The 18,623-nt window shown below is 63.1% G+C and carries 10 protein-coding genes; 3 read left to right on the forward strand and 7 right to left on the reverse strand.

The genetic code is table 11. The features are described 5' to 3' along the window. The first annotated feature begins 117 nt into the window (after nucleotides 1–117). Nucleotides 118–843, forward strand: coding sequence for a 16S rRNA (uracil(1498)-N(3))-methyltransferase (locus tag AB2N08_RS15840; RefSeq protein ID WP_367611634.1), 726 nt, complete (start codon nucleotides 118–120; stop codon nucleotides 841–843). Between the two features lie 78 nt (nucleotides 844–921). On the opposite strand, the gene AB2N08_RS15845 is transcribed toward AB2N08_RS15840, so the two are convergent. The 3 genes from AB2N08_RS15845 to AB2N08_RS15855 form a co-directional block, all read right to left on the reverse strand. Further along, nucleotides 922–3,798, reverse strand: a complete 2,877-nt coding sequence (locus AB2N08_RS15845) for a TonB-dependent receptor (protein ID WP_367611636.1) — start codon at nucleotides 3,796–3,798, stop codon at nucleotides 922–924. A gap of 727 nt (nucleotides 3,799–4,525) precedes the next feature. Beyond that, the gene (locus AB2N08_RS15850; protein WP_367611638.1) at nucleotides 4,526–7,585 is read right to left on the reverse strand and encodes a TonB-dependent receptor; all 3,060 of its coding nucleotides are present in this window, start codon (nucleotides 7,583–7,585) and stop codon (nucleotides 4,526–4,528) included. A gap of 493 nt (nucleotides 7,586–8,078) precedes the next feature. After that, nucleotides 8,079–11,141 (reverse strand): TonB-dependent receptor, encoded by a 3,063-nt coding sequence (locus AB2N08_RS15855; protein WP_367611640.1) that lies wholly within the window; start codon nucleotides 11,139–11,141, stop codon nucleotides 8,079–8,081. A gap of 584 nt (nucleotides 11,142–11,725) precedes the next feature. Between AB2N08_RS15855 and AB2N08_RS15860 the strand changes: the two genes are divergently transcribed. Together AB2N08_RS15860 and AB2N08_RS15865 are read left to right on the forward strand one after the other, a co-directional pair. Further along, on the forward strand, nucleotides 11,726–13,342 hold the full coding sequence (locus AB2N08_RS15860; protein ID WP_367611642.1) for an NAD(P)/FAD-dependent oxidoreductase: 1,617 nt from the start codon (nucleotides 11,726–11,728) through the stop codon (nucleotides 13,340–13,342). Nucleotides 13,343–13,395: 53 nt separating this feature from the next. Further along, the gene (locus AB2N08_RS15865) at nucleotides 13,396–14,253 is read left to right on the forward strand and encodes an EamA family transporter (RefSeq protein ID WP_367611707.1); all 858 of its coding nucleotides are present in this window, start codon (nucleotides 13,396–13,398) and stop codon (nucleotides 14,251–14,253) included. Here AB2N08_RS15865 and corA read toward each other — a convergent pair. From corA to AB2N08_RS15885, 4 genes are all read right to left on the reverse strand, one after another. After that, nucleotides 14,231–15,199, reverse strand: coding sequence for a magnesium/cobalt transporter CorA (gene corA / locus AB2N08_RS15870; RefSeq protein WP_367611644.1), 969 nt, complete (start codon nucleotides 15,197–15,199; stop codon nucleotides 14,231–14,233). The genes AB2N08_RS15865 and corA overlap by 23 nt on opposite strands. Before the next feature lie 70 nt (nucleotides 15,200–15,269). Continuing rightward, complete coding sequence (gene ntrC / locus AB2N08_RS15875; RefSeq protein WP_367611646.1) at nucleotides 15,270–16,778, reverse strand: nitrogen regulation protein NR(I); 1,509 nt, start codon at nucleotides 16,776–16,778, stop codon at nucleotides 15,270–15,272. A 65-nt stretch (nucleotides 16,779–16,843) separates the two neighbouring features. Beyond that, nucleotides 16,844–17,944, reverse strand: coding sequence for a nitrogen regulation protein NR(II) (glnL, locus tag AB2N08_RS15880; protein ID WP_367611648.1), 1,101 nt, complete (start codon nucleotides 17,942–17,944; stop codon nucleotides 16,844–16,846). Then, on the reverse strand, nucleotides 17,941–18,450 hold the full coding sequence (locus AB2N08_RS15885) for a DUF4124 domain-containing protein (protein ID WP_367611650.1): 510 nt from the start codon (nucleotides 18,448–18,450) through the stop codon (nucleotides 17,941–17,943). The genes glnL and AB2N08_RS15885 overlap by 4 nt, the downstream gene beginning before the upstream one ends. Nucleotides 18,451–18,623: the final 173 nt, after the last annotated feature.

Here is an 18,623-nt window from a genome sequence, read left to right on the forward strand (position 1 = left end):
CGGGGATCAGGGATTGGAAAGCATGTGGCCTGCGGCTGGCCGTAGCCCGTTATTTTACCAGACCGATGTAGCAACGATTTAAAATGCGGGCCTGCCCATATCGATTTCAGGAGTGCCATGCCGCGTTTTTATTGCCCCCAGCCGCTCGTCAACGGCAGCACCGTCGAGCTCCCGGAAGCGGTCGCGCACCACCTGCACGTGGTGCGGCTCCAGCCGGGGGCCGCGCTGACGCTGTTCAATGGCGAAGGCGGTCAATACCGCGCCACGCTGGTCGAGACCGGCAAGCGCCGCGCCACCGCCATCGTCGACGGCCATGAGGCGCTCGAGGCCGAGGCGCCCTACGCCGTCACGCTGGCCCAGGGCTTGCCGGAAGGCTCTAAAATGGACTGGATCGTCGAAAAGGCGGTCGAACTGGGCGTGGCCGCGATCCAGCCGCTGGCGGCGGCGCGCAGCGTGGTGCGCCTGTCGGGCGAGCGGCTCGAGAAGCGCCAGGCTCACTGGCATGGCGTGATCGTGGCCGCGTCCGAGCAGTGCGGGCGTAATCGGCTCGCGCAGCTGTTGCCGATGGCGGACGTGCAGCCGTGGCTGGCGGCAAGCGCTGGCACGACCCGCATCCTGCTCAGCCCGCGCGCCACCGAATCGCTGGCCGGCTGGGCGCGCACCAATCCGCCGCAGGCCGTCACGCTGCTGATCGGCCCGGAGGGCGGACTCACGCCCCAAGAAGAAGACGCGGCCGTTGCCGCCGGCGCGCTGTCGCTGTCGATGGGGCCGCGCGTGCTGCGTACCGAGACGGCGGGCCTGGCGGCGCTGGCCGTGTTGGCCGGGGCGTGGGCAGGCGTGTAACGCTATATATAGATAGAGCACATATAAAAAACCCCGCCGGCATCGCTGCCGGCGGGGTTTTTATTGACAGCGACAGGCTTAGAACGTGTAGTTCGCGCCCAGGCTGAAGAAGCGGCCCACTGCGCCCGGCTGGTGCAGCGAGGCGTTGTACGACGTTTGCGCACCGGCGTTGCCGTAGGTGGCGACGTCATATGGTGCTTCCTTGTCGAACAGGTTCAGGATCGCGCCGCGAATGGTCAGGTTGTCGGTGACCTTGTAGGCCACGTTCAGGTTGGTAACCGTGAACGACGACACGTTGCAGTAACCGGAAGGCTGGACGAAGTTCTGGAAGTAGGTGCGGCCACCCACATCCAGCGCGGTCGAGGCGCAGTCGAACGCACCCAGCGCCGGGTCGGTCGTCGAGAAGCCGCTCGTGTAGTTCACGGTGGCGGTCACGTCCAGGGGGCCACGGTTGTAGCCGAGGGTGAACTGGGCGCGGTCTTTCGGGTTGCCGGTGGCGCCGCCAACCGACGATGGGCCCTGGGTGCCTGCCAGCTGATACGACTCGCCGGCCACTTCGGTCACATAACCAAACACGTGGGCTGCGCTCAGATTGGCCGTCACGGTGCCCATTTCATTGGCCAGGCGCCAGCGGTAACGGATATCCGCTTCGACGCCGTGGGTCTCGGTGCTGCCGGCGTTGATGTACGGCGAGGTTGCGTACAGGATCGGACCGACCGAAGGGATGCCGGTCACGCGGCCAGTACCCACGCCGGTGGCGATATCGATCGGACCTGCCGGGCCACGGACCCAGGTCGGCTCGAAGCTCGGATCGTTACCGGCTTGCGTGACGATCAGGTTCTTGATCTGGATCTTGTAGTAATCCAGCGTCATGTTCAGGCCACGCATCGGCTCGACGATGATACCGGCCGTGAACGACTTCGATTTCTCTGGCTGCAGGTCCGGGTTGGTGGTCTGGACGTACGGCGGCGCGAAACCGCACGCGGTCGGCACGTTGCCGGCGGTGTTCTGGCTGCCATTGGCGCACAGGATCGGATCGTTGATTGCGTTGAACGTGAAGAACGAGCCTGCGTTGCCGACTTCGGCCGGGTTCGGTGCGCGGAAGCCGCGTGCGAACGTGCCGCGCACGCCGAACTGCTGGATCGGCGTCCACTTGAAGTTGGCCGATGGCGTGAACGAATTGCCGTAGGTATCGTAATGGTCGTAACGGCCAGCCAGGCCCACTTCGACATTCTTGATCGGCGTGGCCTGCAGCTCGGCGAACACCGCGCTGTTGGTCTCGTCGCCAATGGTAAAGGCCGACGTGTTGGCAACCGAACCGTTCAACGTCAGGCTCGACGGTGGCGCATTCTGCTTGCGCTCATGCCAGTGCACACCGGCAGCGAAGGCCAGCGGGCCGGCGCCGAAGTTCGACAGCAGCTCACGCGAACCGACCAGGTCGGCGTAGTTCAGGGTCGAATCGATTTTGTTGCTGAACTGCGGCGAGACGGCATTCACGGTGGCCGGGTCGTTATTGCCCAGCACGTTGAAGGTGCCCGCGCGCAGCGCGTTGTACAGATTGGTACGGTTGACGTAGCCGCTGTAGTCCAGGTCGCTCTTGACGCGGGTGCCGCCGATCGCAGCGTTCACGTCCCAGCCGTAGGCGCTACCGACGAGGTCAGCCGAGAAGCGGGTCGCAGTCGACTTGTTGTCGGTGGTCAGGGCCGCGCCGACGTCCGGGATGTAGCCGTACAGACGGGCGGCTGCGCCGAGCTGATTGGTGATGTTGGCGCCGACTGGCGCGTTGGCGGCAAACGTGGTGTTCGGGATCGCGCCCACGCGTGGGGTCAGCACACCGTTGACCAGGGTGGTGGTGCCGTTGAAGCTGATCGGGTTGAACGCTTGCGGGGTCGCGTTGCGGTTGTTGCTGCTTTCGCGCTGGAACATCGAACCATTGAAGCGCACTTCCCAGTTCTCGCTCAGCTTTTTCGTCATGCCGATCATCAGGTTGACGTTTTCGGTCTCTGGCTGAATGTTCGACAGTTCATCGCGCACCGAGCAGCCGCCGGCGCGGTACAGCGTGAAGTTGCAGCTCGGGTCGAGGAACTGGTAGTTGGCCGCGTTGTTGACGCCGCCTGCGCCAGCCGGGTTGTACAGGAACGGGCTGCTCGATGGGGTCAGGAAGCTGTTCAGGGTGGTTGGAACGCCCAGGGTCAGGTCGTTACCGCCACGTGCGCGCCAGTCGCGGTTGGCGTAGCCAAATTGTTCGCGGTCGACGACCTTGATCGCGTTCTGCTTGCGGTATTCGGCGGTGATGAACGCGTTGTAGCCGTCGTTGTCGAGGTCACCGATGCCGGTGCTGATCGAGGCGCGCTTGGTCTTGCCACCGCCATGCTGCGTGTCGCCGACTTCGGCCGACATGCGGGTGCCGTTCAGGTTTTTCTTGAGCTTGATGTTGATGACGCCGGCGATGGCGTCCGAGCCGTACAGCGACGAGGCGCCGCTTTTCAGGACCTCGATGCTCTCGATGGCGTCGAACGGGATCGACGACACATCGACGAACGAGCGCTGGGCATCGTCCGACAGCGGGTACGGGGCCATGCGGTGGCCGTCGATCAGCACCAGGGTGGCGCCGACGGTCAGGCCGCGCAGCGAGATGCCCGATGCGCCGTTGGCGAACGCGCCGGCAAAGCCGGTGCCGAGGGTACCGGCGCCGTTGGCCGCCAGGTCAGTCAGCAGTTCGGCGACCGAGGTCTTGCCGCTCTTCTGGATGTCGGCTGCAGTCAACACCTGGACCGGGGTTGGCGTCTCGGTGTTGGTGCGGCTGATCAGCGAACCGGTCACGACCACGCGTTGCGCGGTGGGTTCGGTGCTGCCTTGCTGGGATTGGGCCAAGGCCGGTGCAGCGCCAATCAGGGCGCCGCTGGCAATTGCGCAGGCAATTGCGAATGGCATCGACTTCAGTTTCAACATCATGTGTACTTCTCCTTGTGCGTTTTTCTTGTCAGTGGTGGCTCGCCGGCGCGCATTTGTGACATGCGACGGTCTCCTCCCCTCCGGCTGCTTGCCTGCATGCGGGTCGCACGCCCGGCTTTCCTGCGCCGGCAGCGAGGGGGTTCAATCTTGTTCGTCCAAACATACGGACCGCATAAATCGCATTTCACGGCAAGATATGTCATGCATATCCCTAAGGAAGGACGAACGGCCTCAATATTCGCTGGTCGTTAAACCAAACGTTATTCAAGTAAACACATAAAAACATACGGCTCAGAAAAGTGTCAACACAGCATCAAGCGTGCGGAGTGTTAAATACAACACATTATTTTCATGCCGCTACGCGATGCTGGAAGCTGGTGCAACGCAGCACCAATTCAGAGCGCATAGTCAGATTTTCCGGAGAAATTTGAAAGAGAGGACTAACACCTTGTATTGACAAGGTTTTAAGGCGAGCCGAACAGGTGCCAAAATAGCGCTTGCCGTGCACTGAGGGTGACGGGATATGCACGCGATATGTACATCATTTAACGCGCTGCACCAAATTGATGCGGACGATATTCGGTTGGATAAAAACAACGCTTTTCGGTAGGGAGCTGCTGTGATCGCCATGTGGCAGGCCACCGGGACCAAATGTCACCCGAAAAAAAAGCCGCTCCAAAGAGCGGCCTGGATCATGCGGGGGCGGTTACGCCCCCCGGCAAATCAATTAAAACCTGCGGTCATACATCAGCGAGAAGCGGGCATAACGCGGCGTCGTGTACGACAGCGGTGTCTGATACAGGCTGCTGACGTTGGCGCCATTGTTGTAGGCCTCGGTCACGTTGGCAACCGACTGGCTGTTGAACACGTTGAACACGTCGACGCGCAGCTGCAGGCCCTTGATGAAGTTGGGCTTGTAGGCCAGGTTCACGTCCCAACGGTGGGTCCATGGCAGGCTGCCGACCGAACCGCGTGGGGTGATGACGTTTTGCGCACGGGTCGCACCGCCGCAGAAGAACGTCTGGTTCGCATAGTTCGGCGAATCGCCCGGGTTGGCCGCGCTGCCGATGCAGCTGCGTGGACGACCCGATGCGATCAGCGCATTGCCACCCACGCTCAGTTCGTCGGTGAACTGGTAAAACCCGAACGCCTTGACCTGGTGCTTGCGGTGGTTCGGCAGGTAGCCGTACGAACCTTCCATCAGCTCGGGGTAATCCCAGGTCGAGGTCACGGCGACATCAGCCTGGCCGTTATCCGAACGCACCTGGCCTTCGGTATTGCCCTTGTTGCGCGACCAGACATAGCTGAACTTGCCGTACCAGCCATTGCGGAACGGGTGCTCCAGGAACGCCTCGATCGACGAGTAGGTACGCTTCGGCTTGTCGAAGCCCTGGTCGGCTGCGCTCAGGTTCACTGCCGTCAGGTTCGATGCGTCACCCGAGAAGTCGACCAGGAACTCGTTGTCTTCGCCCGGGTTGAAGGTCTGGCAAGTATTGCCCCACAGCGGATTGGTGATCGCAATGCCATTGGCTTCGGCGAAACGCTCGAACGGACGCACGTCGCAGAAGTCATCGATGGTCGATTGCAGCTTGCGATGGATAGCCTTGGCGCCGAAGTTCAGCGTTGGCGACCAGGCTTTTTCAAAGCCGAGGGTCACTTCGTCCTGGTAGGTCGGGTCCATATTGCGCGCTGCCAGGGTCTCGACGACCTTGTCCTGGCCGAATTCGTTATTACCCGACAGTGGCTCGCTCAGCTGCACCAGGCCGGTCGGCGCGCCATTGGCGTCGGTACCGGTGTAGGTATAGTACTGCGACGTGTAGGTCGAGCGGCCGGCGCCGCGCACCGAGATGTGGGTCGGGATCGGCACCGAGTAGCGGCCCAGGGTTGCGTACACCTTGAAGGTCGAATCGCCATTCACGTCCCACACTGCGGCCAGGCGCGGCTGGATCTGGTTCTTCATTTCCAGGAACGTGGTCTTCGAGTCGTTCTGGTTCTTGAACGATTCGCTGCGCACGCCCAGGGTCAGCAGCACGTTGTCGGCGGCCTGCCAACGGTCTTCCAGATACCATGCGCTCTGTTCGCCGAACGAGTTCGTCACGGTCGAGAACAGGTCGCGGCTCACGTAGTAGCCCTGGCTGCCCAGTGCGCTGCCGGTGCTGGCTGGCGACGGCACCAGGATGCCCAGCGGGCCTTCGATCTCGGCAGTCGGATCGCTGGCGCGGCTGTAGGTCCAGGTGCCGCCACCGGCAGTCAGGTCACCTGCTGCGCCAGATTCGATCTTGGTCTGGTCGAAGCCGCCGCGCAGGGTGTGGGCGCCGAGGCGCCATTCGAGGTCGAGACGGGCCGAATCGACGATGTCTTCGGCGCCCGGGGCCACGATGGTGCCGCTGATGTTTTGCGGGTTGGTATAGTTCAAGCCAGGCGCGCGCGCATCGACTGTCGACGCAATCTGGAACAGGTCCGGGTTGTAGCCGGTGAAGTAGTTTTCATGCGGCGATTTCGAGCGGCCGTACAGGGCCGTCACGGTCAGGTCGTCGGTCAGGTTGCCGACGTAGCGCAGGGTGTTGATCTTGGCGCCGTTGCTGTCGACGTTGCTCAGGCGCGAGCCCGAGCTGACGACGCCGGTGCGGGTGCGGGTTGCGTAGTTGAAGCCACTGTTCACGTTGTTCACTTCAGGCGTGTCGCCCAGCGTGGTGAATTCGATGCGGTGATTGTCGCTGATGTTCCAGTCGATCTTGGCCATGTAGCGCTCGAGCTTGGTGTCGCGCTCGCGCCAGCCGACGGCGGCATTGTTGGTGGCAACACGGAAGCCATTGACCAGGCCTTCTTCGGTGTCGGTCTTCTCGGCCGATGCAAAGAAGAACAGCTTGTCCTTGATGATCGGGCCGCCGACATAGGCGCCATACACCTTCTGGTCGCGCGTATTTTCGGCGCGGGCCAGGCGCAGCGTGCCATCGGTGGCCGTATTGTTCGGGGTACCGGTGTTGCCGTAATAGATGTCTTTCGGCGTGGCGCGCAGCGATTTCGGTTCCCAGGTCACGAGGCCGCCCGCTTCCCAGGTGTTGGTGCCGCTCTTGGTGACGATGTTGACCACGCCGCCGATCGAACGGCCGAACTCGGCGCCGGTGCCGCCGGTCAGCACTTGCGCTTCGGCGATTGCGCCGAAAGGCAACTGGGCAGCGCCCAGGCCGGTCAGCGGATTGGTGACAGGGAAACCGTTGACGTAGTACGAGTTCTCGGATGCTGCGCCGCCACCGAACGAGGCGCCGCCAGCGAAGCGCGAGTCGGCGGTGGTGGTGTTCGGCGCCAGCTGGATGATCGCTTCGACACTGCGGCCGATCGGCAGCGCGGCCAGTTGGCGCGCGCTGAATGTCGTGTTGCTGCCAGCGCTGCTGGCGTCGATCGTGGTGCGGGTGCCAGTCACCTCGACGACCTGGGTGCTTGCGGTCGGTGCGGTGGCGAAAACGGCTTCGCCGTTGCGGCCGATGCTGGTCTCGACGTCGACCGAGCCGACGACGGCGCCATCACGAACCTGCGACACGCGGTACACGCCGCTTGGCAGCGAGCTGGCCACGAAGCGGCCCTGGGCATCCGGCGTCAGGGTGCGGCGAATACCGATGTCGGTGTTTTCAATGAGAATCTGCACATTGCTGCCCGGGGCGACGGTACCGAACACGCTGCCCGATGCATTCGACTGGGCCATGGCCGGCGACATCGCGGCCATGCCAATCACTGCGCCACCAAAAGCCAGGCCCAGTGCATGCACTAATACGGTTTTCTTCAACATTGTGGTCTTTTCCTGTCTTGTAGTTGTATTCGACGACTCTCGTGGAGTTGCCAATCGTGGTTTCAGGTGCAAATCACTGCGGCCGCAGCATTTGCAACTCTCTCTCCCTTTGCCTTTTTTACAGAGTAGTCATCTACATGACTGCCCTACCAAAAGGCGCTTTTTTATAAAACCACGCGGCAACTTCTTGTGTCAATGACACAGAATCGACGTATGCATAGAAACAACAGTCCACTGGAATTGCTTACGCAGGCTGAATAATAATCGCCTAACTGGTGCGTTAACGCACGATATTGGCGCTGCACGCCCTGCTTTGGCAAATTAATGCAATTTCGATCTATAGTGCCGTTATTGCCTGGATAGACAGTAGATATGCACTGAATTTTGCAATTGCATGCCGGGCCGCTCGCACACTTTGGCAGCGCCCATAAAAAAAGCCACTCCGAAGAGTGGCCTGGATAACGCGGGGGCTTTACGCCCCCATGCGCATCAATTAAAACTTGCGATCGTACATCAGCGAGACACGTGCGTAACGCGGCGCGGTCAGCGACAGTGGCGTCTGGTACAGGCCGCTGACGTTGGCTGCGCTGTTATAGGCCTCGGTCACGCTGGCAACCGACTGGCTGTTGAACACGTTGAACACGTCGACGCGCAGTTGCAGGCCCTTGATGAAGTTAGGCTTGTAGGCCACGTTCATGTCCCAACGGTGGGTCCATGGCAGGCTGCCGACCGAACCGCGTGGCGTGATGACGTTTTGCGAACGGACCAGGCCGCCGCAGTAGAACGTCTGGTTCGCGTAGTTCGGCGAATCGCCAGGAGCGGCGGCGCTACCGATGCAGCTGCGTGGACGACCCGATGCGATCAGGGCATTACCGCCGATGGTCAGCTCGTCGGTGAACTGGTAGAAGCCGAACGCCTTGACCGAGTGCTTGCGGTGGTTTGGCAGGTAGCCGTAGGCACCGACCATCAGCTCTGGATAATCCCAGGCCGAGGTCACAGCAACGTCAGACTGGCCATTGTCCGAACGCACCTGGCCTTCGGTATTGCCCTTGTTGCGCGACCACACGTAGCTCAGCTTGCCGTACCAGCCGCTACGCAGCGGGTGCTCGAGGAACGCTTCGATCGACGAGTAGGTACGCTTCGGCTTGTCGAAGCCCTGCTCGGCTGCGCTCAGGTTCACCTGGGTCAGGTTCGACGCGTCGCCCGAGAAGTCGACCAGGAACTCGTTGTCTTCACCCGGGTTGAAGGTCTGGCAGGTGTTGCCCCACAGCGGGTTGGTGATCGCGATGCCGTTGGCATCGGCGAAACGCTCGAACGGACGCACGTCGCAGAAGTCATCGATGGTCGATTGCAGCTTGCGATGGATGGCCTTGGCGCCGAAGTTCAGCGATGGCGACCAGGCTTTTTCAAAGCCGAAGGTCACTTCATCCTGGTAGGTCGGCTCCATATTGCGCGCTGCCAAGGTCTCGACGACCTTGTCCTGGCCGAATTCGTTGTTGCTCGACAGCGGCTCGCTCAGCTGCACCAGGCCGGTTGGCGCGCCATTGGCGTCGGTACCGGTGTAGGTGTAGTACTGCGACGTGTAGGTCGAGCGGCCGGCGCCACGCACCGAGATGTGGGTCGGGATCGGCACCGAGTAGCGGCCCAGGGTCGCGTACACCTTGAAGCTCGAATCGCCATTCACGTCCCAGACTGCGGCCAGGCGCGGCTGGTACTGGTTCTTCATTTCCAGGAATGTGGTCTTCGAATCGTTCTGGTTCTTGAACGACTCGTTACGCACGCCCAGGGTCAGCAGGACGTTGTCGCTGGCCTGCCAACGGTCTTCCAGGTACCAGGCGCTCTGTTCACCGAACGAATTGGTCACGGTCGAGAACAGGTCGCGGCTCACGTAGTAGCCCTGGTTGCCCAGTGCGCTGCCGGTGCTGGCTGGCGACGGCACCAGGATGCCCAGCGGACCTTCGATCTGTGCATTCGGATTGCTGGCGCGGATATAGGTCCAGGTGCCGCCACCGGCAGTCAGGTCACCTGCTGCAACAGACTCGACCTTGGTCTGGTCGAAGCCGCCGCGCAGGGTGTGGGCGCCGAGGCGCCATTCGACGTCGAAACGGCCCGAATCGACGATGTCTTCCGAACCCGGGGCCGCAATCGTGCCGCTGATATTTTGCGGGTTGGTGTAGTTCAAGCCAGGCGCGCGCGCGTCGACCGTCGACGCAATCTGGAACAGGTCCGGGTTGTAGCCGGTGAAGTAGTTTTCGTGCGGCGACTTCGAGCGACCGTACAGGGCCGTCACGGTCAGGTCGTCGGTCAGGTTGCCGACGTAGCGCAGGGTGTTGATCTTGGCGCCGTTGCTGTCGACGTTGATCAGGCGCGAGCTCGAGCTGACGCCGCCGACGCGGGTGCGGGTTGCGTAGTTGAAGCCGCTGTTCGAGTTGTTCACTTCAGGCGTGTCGCCCAGCGTGGTGAATTCGATGCGGTGATTGTCGGTGATGTTCCAGTCGATCTTGGCCATGTAGCGTTCGATCTTGGTGTCACGTTCGCGCCAGCCGACGGCGGCATTGTTGGTGGCAACGCGGAAACCGTTGACCAGGCCTTCTTCGGTTTCAGTTTTCTCGGCCGATGCAAAGAAGAACAGCTTGTCCTTGATGATCGGGCCGCCGACATAGGCGCCATACACTTTCTGGTCGCGCGTATTTTCGGCACGTGCCAGGCGCAGCGTGCCGTCGGTTGCCGCATTGTTCGGGGTGCCGGTGTTGCCGTAGTAGATGTCTTTTGGCGTGGCGCGCAGCGATTTTGGTTCCCAGGTCACGAGGCCGCCCGCTTCCCAGGTGTTGGTGCCGCCCTTGGTGACGATGTTGACCACGCCGCCGATCGAACGGCCGAATTCGGAGCCGAAGCCGCCGGTCAGCACTTGCGCTTCGGCGATTGCGCCGAATGGCAGCTGGGCAGCGCCCAGGCCGGTCAGCGGATTGGTGACAGGGAAACCGTTGATGTAGTACGAGTTCTCGGACGCTGCGCCGCCACCGAACGAGGCGCCGCCAGCGAAGCGCGAGTCGGCGGTGGTGGTGTTCGGCGCCAGTTGGATGATCGCTTCGACGCTGCGGCCGATCGGCAATGCAGCCAGTTGGCGCGCGTTGAAGGTGGCGCTGCTGCCGGCGCTGCTGGTGTCGATCGTGGCGCGGGTGCCGGTGACCTGGACCACCTGGGTGCCTGCGGCTGGTGCGGCGGCAGCGAAGATCGCTTCGCCGTTGCGGCCAATGCCGGTCTCGACATCGACCGAGCCGATCACGGCGCCGTCACGGACCTGCGACACGCGGTACACGCCGCTTGGCAACGAGCTGGCATTGAAGCGGCCTTGCGCATCCGGCGTCAGGGTGCGGCGGATACCGATGTCCGTATTCTCGATCTGGATCTGCACATTGCTGCCAGGGGCAACGGTACCGAACACGGAACCGGACGCGTTGGACTGCGCCATCGCCGGCGACATCGCGGCCATGCCGATGACTGCGCCACCGAAGGCCAGGGTCAGTGCGTGCACTAATACGGTTTTTTTCAACATGTGATTTAGCTTTCTCTCTTGTGTCGGGCCGCTCGTGGCAGTCCTGTTGTTGGTCGCATCGACCAGCCTGATGGCGCCGATGCTTTCCCTGTTCCACCTGCACTGCGCACAGGTACGTTCATGCCATTTTTCCCTCTCGGGGAAAATGAACGCTCATCTACGTTCGTGCATGAGTCGTTATGGCGTCAACAACTTTTTGTGCATATGTGTATGCGGAGGACATTTTTCGAACGCACAATGTTGCGCTCGCGATACACCGCGCCAGGGTGGTGCGCCCATTCACCAAAACAGCCCAAATCTCGCTCTGCTGCAGTGCGATTTACTGCGCATCTGGCGTGCTGTTTCAGCGCCATTTTTCTCGTAGATTCGTTGTTCAGCGCCCACAAAATTCTGGGTAGATTTCCAGCACAAGACTAACCACCAAGAATATTTAATTAAATACCAAGAAAGATAAATCATTCTGCGCATATCGATTTTTTAAACTATTCGTATTTACTTGATAGATACCAACTAGAAGGCTTCCGGCGCGGTAAAATAACGCCTTGCCCGTCTTCCCTTTTGTTGCCTCACCAGCAACCACTCCCATGCTGCGTATTAACGAACTCAAACTCCCCCTGAACCACCCGGATGCCGCCCTGCGCGATGCCATCGTGTCGCGCCTCGGCATCCTCGATGCCGACCTGCTCGACTTTTCCGTCTACAAGCGCAGCTACGACGCGCGCAAGAAAAGCGCGATCGTCCTGATCTATTCAATCGACGCCACGGTGGCCAACGACGACGCCGTGCTGGCGAACCTGCGCGATCCGCACGTGATGCGCGCCCCCGACGTCGGCTACAAATTCGTCGACGCCGCCAAACCGGCTCCCGGCACCCCGCGCCCGGTCGTGGTCGGCACCGGCCCGTGCGGCCTGTTCGTCGCGCTGATCCTGGCGCAGATGGGCCTGAACCCCATCGTGCTCGAGCGCGGCAAGGTCGTGCGCGAGCGCACCGTCGACACGTTCGGCTTCTGGCGCAAGCGCAAGCTCGATACCGAATCCAACGTGCAGTTCGGCGAAGGCGGCGCCGGTACCTTCTCGGACGGCAAGCTGTACAGCCAGATCAAGGACAGCAACCACCACGGCCGCAAGGTGCTGACCGAGTTCGTCAAGTTCGGGGCGCCCGAAGAAATCATGTACGTCAGCAAGCCGCACATCGGTACCTTCCGTTTGGTCAAGATGGTCGAGCAGATGCGCGCCGAGATCATCAACCTGGGCGGCGAGATCCGTTTCGAGACCCGCATGGAAGATGTGCTGATCGAAGAGACCGGCGGCGTGCGCCAGGTGGTCGGCGTGCGCCTGGCCAGTGGCGAAGAAATCCCCACGCGCCACCTGACCATTGCCATCGGCCACAGCGCGCGCGACACCTTCGAGATGCTCTACGAGCGCGGCGTGTACGTCGAAGCCAAGCCGTTCTCCATTGGCTTCCGGGTCGAGCACCCGCAGTCGCTGATCGACGTGTGCCGCTTCGGCCCCAACGCCGGCAACAAGCTGCTGGGCGCAGCCGACTACAAGATCGTGCACCACGCCTCCAACGGCCGATCGGTCTACAGCTTCTGCATGTGCCCGGGCGGCACCGTGGTGGCCGCATCGAGCGAAGAAGGCCGCGTCGTCACCAACGGCATGAGCCAGTATTCGCGCAACGAGCGCAATGCCAACAGCGCCATCGTGGTGGGCATCACGCCCGAGGATTTCCCGGGCCACCCGCTGGCCGGCATCGCCTTCCAGCGCGAACTCGAATCGCGCGCCTTTGTGCTGGGCGGCTCGACCTACGACGCGCCGGGCCAGCTGATGGGCGATTTCGTCCGCGGCGTGCCGTCGACCGCGTTCGGTTCGGTCATGCCGTCGTTCCGCCCGGCCGTGCACCTGACCGACCTGGCCACCTCCTTGCCCGACTACGCCATTTTGGCGATGCGCGAAGCGTTCGTCGCCTTCGACAAGCAGATCAAGGGCTACTACAAGGAAGACGCCGTGCTGACCGGCGTGGAAACGCGCACCTCGTCGCCGATCCGCATCCGGCGCAACAACGACGACCTGCAAAGCCTGAACACGCGCGGCCTGTTCCCTGCCGGCGAAGGCGCCGGCTACGCGGGCGGCATCATGTCGGCGGCCGTGGACGGCATCCGCGTGGCCGAAGCGGTGGCGCTGGCCATGGCCGCGCGTTGAACCCCATCGACCGGCATGCGGCATGGGGCCCGGGTCTGGCGATCCTGGCCTCGATGGTGTCGGTCAATGCGGGCGCGGCCTGGGCCAAGGGCTTGTTTCCAGCCGTGGGCAGCGAAGGCGTCACCGCCCTGCGCGTGGGCCTGGCGGCGCTGATCCTCCTGGGCATCGTGCGCCCGTGGCGCTTTGGCCGGCCGGCGCGCAGCGATGTGGGCAACTTGCTCGTGTACGGCCTGATGCTCGGCGCAATGAACCTGTGCATCTACCGCGCGTTCGAGCGCATTCCACTGGGGATCGCCGTGGCGATCGAGGTCACCGGGCCGCTGGCGGTCGTGGTGCTGTCCTCGCGCCATGCGCGCGATTTTGTCTGGGTGGTGTGCGCCGGATTCGGCCTGTGGCTGCTGCTGCCGGTGGCCGGCGCCACGCAGCTCGACCCGGCCGGCATCGCCTACGCGCTGGCGGCGGCGTTCTGCTGGGCGATGTACATCGTGTTCGGCAAGCGCGTCTCGACCCTGAACGGCGGCCAGGCCGTGGCCTGGGGCTTGCTGGCGGCGAGCGTGTTCGCGGTGCCGTTCGGCGTGGCGCATGCCGGTATGGCGCTGTTCACGCCGGCCATGCTGCTCGGCGGCGTGGCGGTGGCGCTATTGTCGTCCGCCCTGCCCTACTCGCTCGAGATGATGGCCCTGGCGCGCCTGCCGCAACGGGTGTTCGGCATCCTGGTGAGCAGCGGACCGGCCATCGCGGCGCTGGCCGGCTTCTTGTGGCTGGGCGAGCGCCTCACCAGCGTGCAGTGGCTGGCGATCGCGCTGGTGATCGTGGCGTCCGGCGGCGCGGCCGCCACCAGCCGTAGGGTTGGCGGGGGACCCGCCAACCCTACGACGCACACCAACCCTACAACCACCCCGCCCGCTTGAACTTGCGATACAGGTAGCCGCACACGCACACCATCGTGAGCATCGCGAACGGGTAGCCGTACTTCCATTTCAGCTCGGGCATGAACTCGAAGTTCATGCCCCACACGCCGGCAAACGCGGTAAACACCGCGAAGATCGCCGCGTACGACGCGAGCTTCTTGCTTACTTCATTTTCTTCGATCGCCACCATCGACAGCGTCACCTGGATGGCCGTATTGATCGTGTCGCGCACGGCGTCCAGGCGCCCGGCGATGCGGTGCAGGTGGTCGTGCACGTCGCGGAAATATTCCTGGGTCTCGTCCACCACGGCCGGCACGCGCCCGCCGTACAGGCGCCCCAGCGCGTCCATCAGCGGCACCACGGCGTGGCGCAGCGTCTGCGCCTTGCGCTTGAGGTCATACAGGCGCTCGACGTTGTCGCGCTGCTTGCCCTGCATGGAAAAGATGTGGTCCTCGATCGATTCGAGCTCGGATTCGAGCATGTCGACCACGGGGAAATAACGGTCGACGACAGCATCGACCAGCGCATACAGCACGAAGCCGGCGCCTTTTTTCAACTGGTGCGGTTCGCGCTCGGCGCGTGCCCGCACGCCCAGGAAACCCTGGTTGGCATCGCGCCGCACCGACAGCACGTAGTTAGGGCCGGCAAACACCGACAGCTGGCCGACGGACAGTTCATCGCCCGCCAGCTCGACGATCTGCACCACGACGAACAGCGAGTCGCCATACTCCTCCAGCTTGGGCCGCTGGTGGCCGCGCAGCGCATCCTCGACGGCCAGTTCGTGCAGGCCGAATTCTTCCTGCATCAGGGTGATGTCGGCCACGCCTGGGTCGCGCAGCGCGACCCAGACAAAGGTGTCGTCCAACTTGATGTATTCGCTGATATCCTCGACCGGGATATCGGACAGCTTCTTGCCTTCCTGGTAGGCGACGCAATTAATCAGCATTAGGTAGAAAGATAGAGCGGGCGCGGCGCGCCGATGCAGGAGAATACACCACCCCCGCCCTCGTTGAAACCTACTCTTCGCGCGCTCCGTCGATCCCCAGCTCCACGATCTTGCGCGTGATGGTGTTGCGCCCGATGCCGAGGCGCATCGCGGCGTCGTTCTTGCGGCCGTGCGTGTGCTTGAGTGCCGTGCGGATCAGCGCCGATTCGAACTGGCGGCCAAGGATATCCATCACGTCCATCTGCCCTGCGCTGAGCATGCCGGCCGCCTGCAGCTCGAGCAGGCCGACCCAGCCTTCGGGCGACTGGGCACCCGCCGCCTGCAGCACGACGCCGCCGCCGGCCGCTACCGGCAGCGCACCGGCGCCGACGATGCCGTCGGACAGCGGCACGACATTCGGCACGCCCGTGCCTGCCAGCGGCGCCTGGCCCTGGGTCAGGTCGCGCGGCAAATCCTTGACCTCGACGGTCTGGCCCGGGGCCATCACGGTGATCCAGTTGCACAGGTTTTCCAGCTGGCGCACATTGCCCGGCAGCTCGAGGCCGGACAGGAAGCGCATCGCCTGCTCGCTCATGCGCTTGGGCTCCACCCCCAATTGGTGCGCGCTCTGCACCAGGAAGTGGCGCGTCAGGACCGGAATGTCTTCATTGCGCTCGCGCAGCGACGGCAGGCGCAGGCGGATCACGTTCAGGCGATGGTACAAGTCTTCGCGGAACAAGCCGTCGCGCACACGCTGCTCGAGGTTCTGGTGGGTGGCGGCGATCACGCGCACGTTGGCCTTGACCGGCTGGTGTCCGCCCACGCGGTAAAAGTGGCCGTCGGACAGCACGCGCAGAAGGCGGGTCTGCAAGTCGAACGGCATATCGCCGATTTCATCGAGGAACAGCGTGCCGTCTTCGGCCTGCTCGAAGCGGCCGCGCCGCATCGCCTGCGCGCCCGTGAACGCCCCGCGCTCGTGGCCGAACAGTTCGGATTCGAGCAGGTCTTTCGGGATCGCCGCCGTGTTCAGTGCAATGAACGGCTGCTGCGCGCGCGGGCTGTGCTTGTGCAGCGCGCGCGCGACGAGTTCCTTGCCGGTGCCCGATTCACCCGTGATCAGGACCGTGACATTCGACTGCGACAGGCGGCCGATGGCACGAAACACTTCTTGCATCGCCGGCGCGTGGCCAAGGATCTCGGGCGTTTCGGCCGGCGGCGCCTCGACGCTCGCTTCGCGCAGGCTCTCTTCCAGCGCGCGCCGGATCAGCGAGACAGCCTTGTCGATGTCGAATGGCTTGGCCAGGTAATCGAAGGCGCCGCCCTGGAACGAGGACACCGCCGAATCGAGGTCCGAAAAAGCGGTGATGATGATGACCGGCAGGCCCGGGTGGCGTTCCTTCACCACGGCCAGCAGCTCGATGCCGGATTCGCCCGGCATGCGGATGTCCGACACCAGCACTTGCGGCGTGTCAGTTTCAAAAGCGATCATGGCTTCGCGCGCATTGGCGAAACTGCGGGTCTCCAGGCTTTCGCGCGCCAGGGCTTTTTCAAGTACCCAGCGAATCGATGCGTCGTCGTCGACAATCCAGATTGGTTTCATGTATTCGTGCTTCCCGCAACATGGATTCAATAAAGGACTGGTCGGGGCGGCCTGCCCGCCTCCGCTTATGGCAGGGGCAGCAGGATCCGGAAATCCGTCAGTCCAGGCCGGCTTTCGCACTCGATCACACCCAGGTGCTGCTGCACAAAGGTTTGCGCCAGCGTCAGCCCGAGGCCACTCCCGCCGTCACGCCCGGATACGAGCGGATAGAAAATGCGGTCGCGGATATCGGGCGCGATGCCCGGTCCATTGTCAATGATATGCAAGTCTAATGCCAGCCCGTAGCGCACCTTGGCCAGCGTGACCTGGCGCGCCACCCTGGTGCGTAAAACGATCTCGGCGTCGCCCTGCGCGATGCGTCCGGCGACGGCCTGCGCGGCGTTGTGGGCGATGTTCAGCACCACCTGGATCAGCTGCTCCATATCGCCGCGAAATTCTGGAATCGACGCATCGTAATCGCGCCGGATCGAGAGGCCATGCGGAAATTCGGCCAGGATCAGGCTGCGCACGCGCTCGCATACTTCGTGGATATTGACGTCGCCGACGATATGCGGCTTGCGGTGCGGCGCCAGCAGGCGGTCGACCAGCGTTTGCAGGCGGTCGGCTTCCTTGATGATCACCTGGGTATATTCTTGCAGTTCCAGCAAATGGTGCGGCGGCAGCTCGAGCTCGAGCAGCTGCGCCGCGCCGCGGATGCCGCCCAGCGGGTTCTTGATCTCGTGCGCCAGGTTGCGGATCAGCTCCTTGTTGGCCTGGCTCTGGTCCATCAGGCGCTCTTCGCGGTCGAGCTTCAGCTGCTGCACGTTCTCGCGCAGTTCGATCAGGGCCGTGCCATCGCCCAGCGCGCTGACGATGCTGTTGACATGCAGCGGTTCGCGCCCGCTGCGCTGCAGCGTCAGGTCCTGGCGCAGGTCGGCGTACTGGTGCACCAGCGCCTGGGTGATCAATACGCCGATCTCGGCGCCATTGGTAAACAGGTCGGGCAGGCGATGGCGCTGCAGCGACTTGAACGACAGCTCCATCAGGTTTTCGGCGGCGGCGTTGGCGTACACCACCTCGCCGTCCGGACCGGCCATCATCACGGCCGAGGCCAGCAAGTCCAGGCCGGCGTAGCGTGCCGGGTTGCCCGGGTCATACACGGGCGGGGCCATCGGTGGCAGGGTCATTTGATATTGCCGATCTCGCGCCGCAGCGCTTCGATATTGCGTTCGCTGCGATTGATTTCGTCGCGCATGGAGGCCACGCGCTCCTGGTATTTGGCGTAATTGCGCTCGTTACCCTGGCGTTCCGGCTCGCCATTGTTGAACACGCGCTTGAGGTCGGTGAGCTTGCGTTCTTCCATGCGCAGTTCATCGCCCAGGATCTCGCGCCGCTCGTCGTCGCGCGCGCGCTGCTGCGAGTTATCCACGCGCGGGAAGTTCGACTGCGCCGCGCTCGGGGTCGGGTTAGGGCTGGGACTGGACGACCCGCCCCCGCCCGACGAACGTGGCGCGGGGATCGGGGCCGAGGCCGCTGGCGGCGCGCTGTAGCCGGTGTCGATCAGCTGGCACTTGCCGACCTTGGTGTCGGTGTACAAGGGCCGGCCGTTGGCGTCGGTGCAACGGTAGATTTGCGCGTGCGCGGTGGCGCACAGCAGCACGGAGGCAAAAACGGCCAGGCTGGCCTGAAACATACTATTTGTCATTCCCATCCCGGTTGGTCGCAAGGCACCTGCATTGTAGATGCGCCCGACTATACCCCAAGAAATATAAACGCCAAGCAACAAAAAACGCGGGGAAAGCATGGCTTTCCCCGCGTTTGTCCTGCTCACCACACCGGCGCGACAGGTTCTCGCGCCAATCTGGT

Origin of the sequence: Massilia aurea, assembly GCF_040790145.1 — a bacterium.
In the GTDB taxonomy this organism is placed as follows: Bacteria; Pseudomonadota; Gammaproteobacteria; order Burkholderiales; family Burkholderiaceae_D; genus Telluria; species Telluria aurea_C.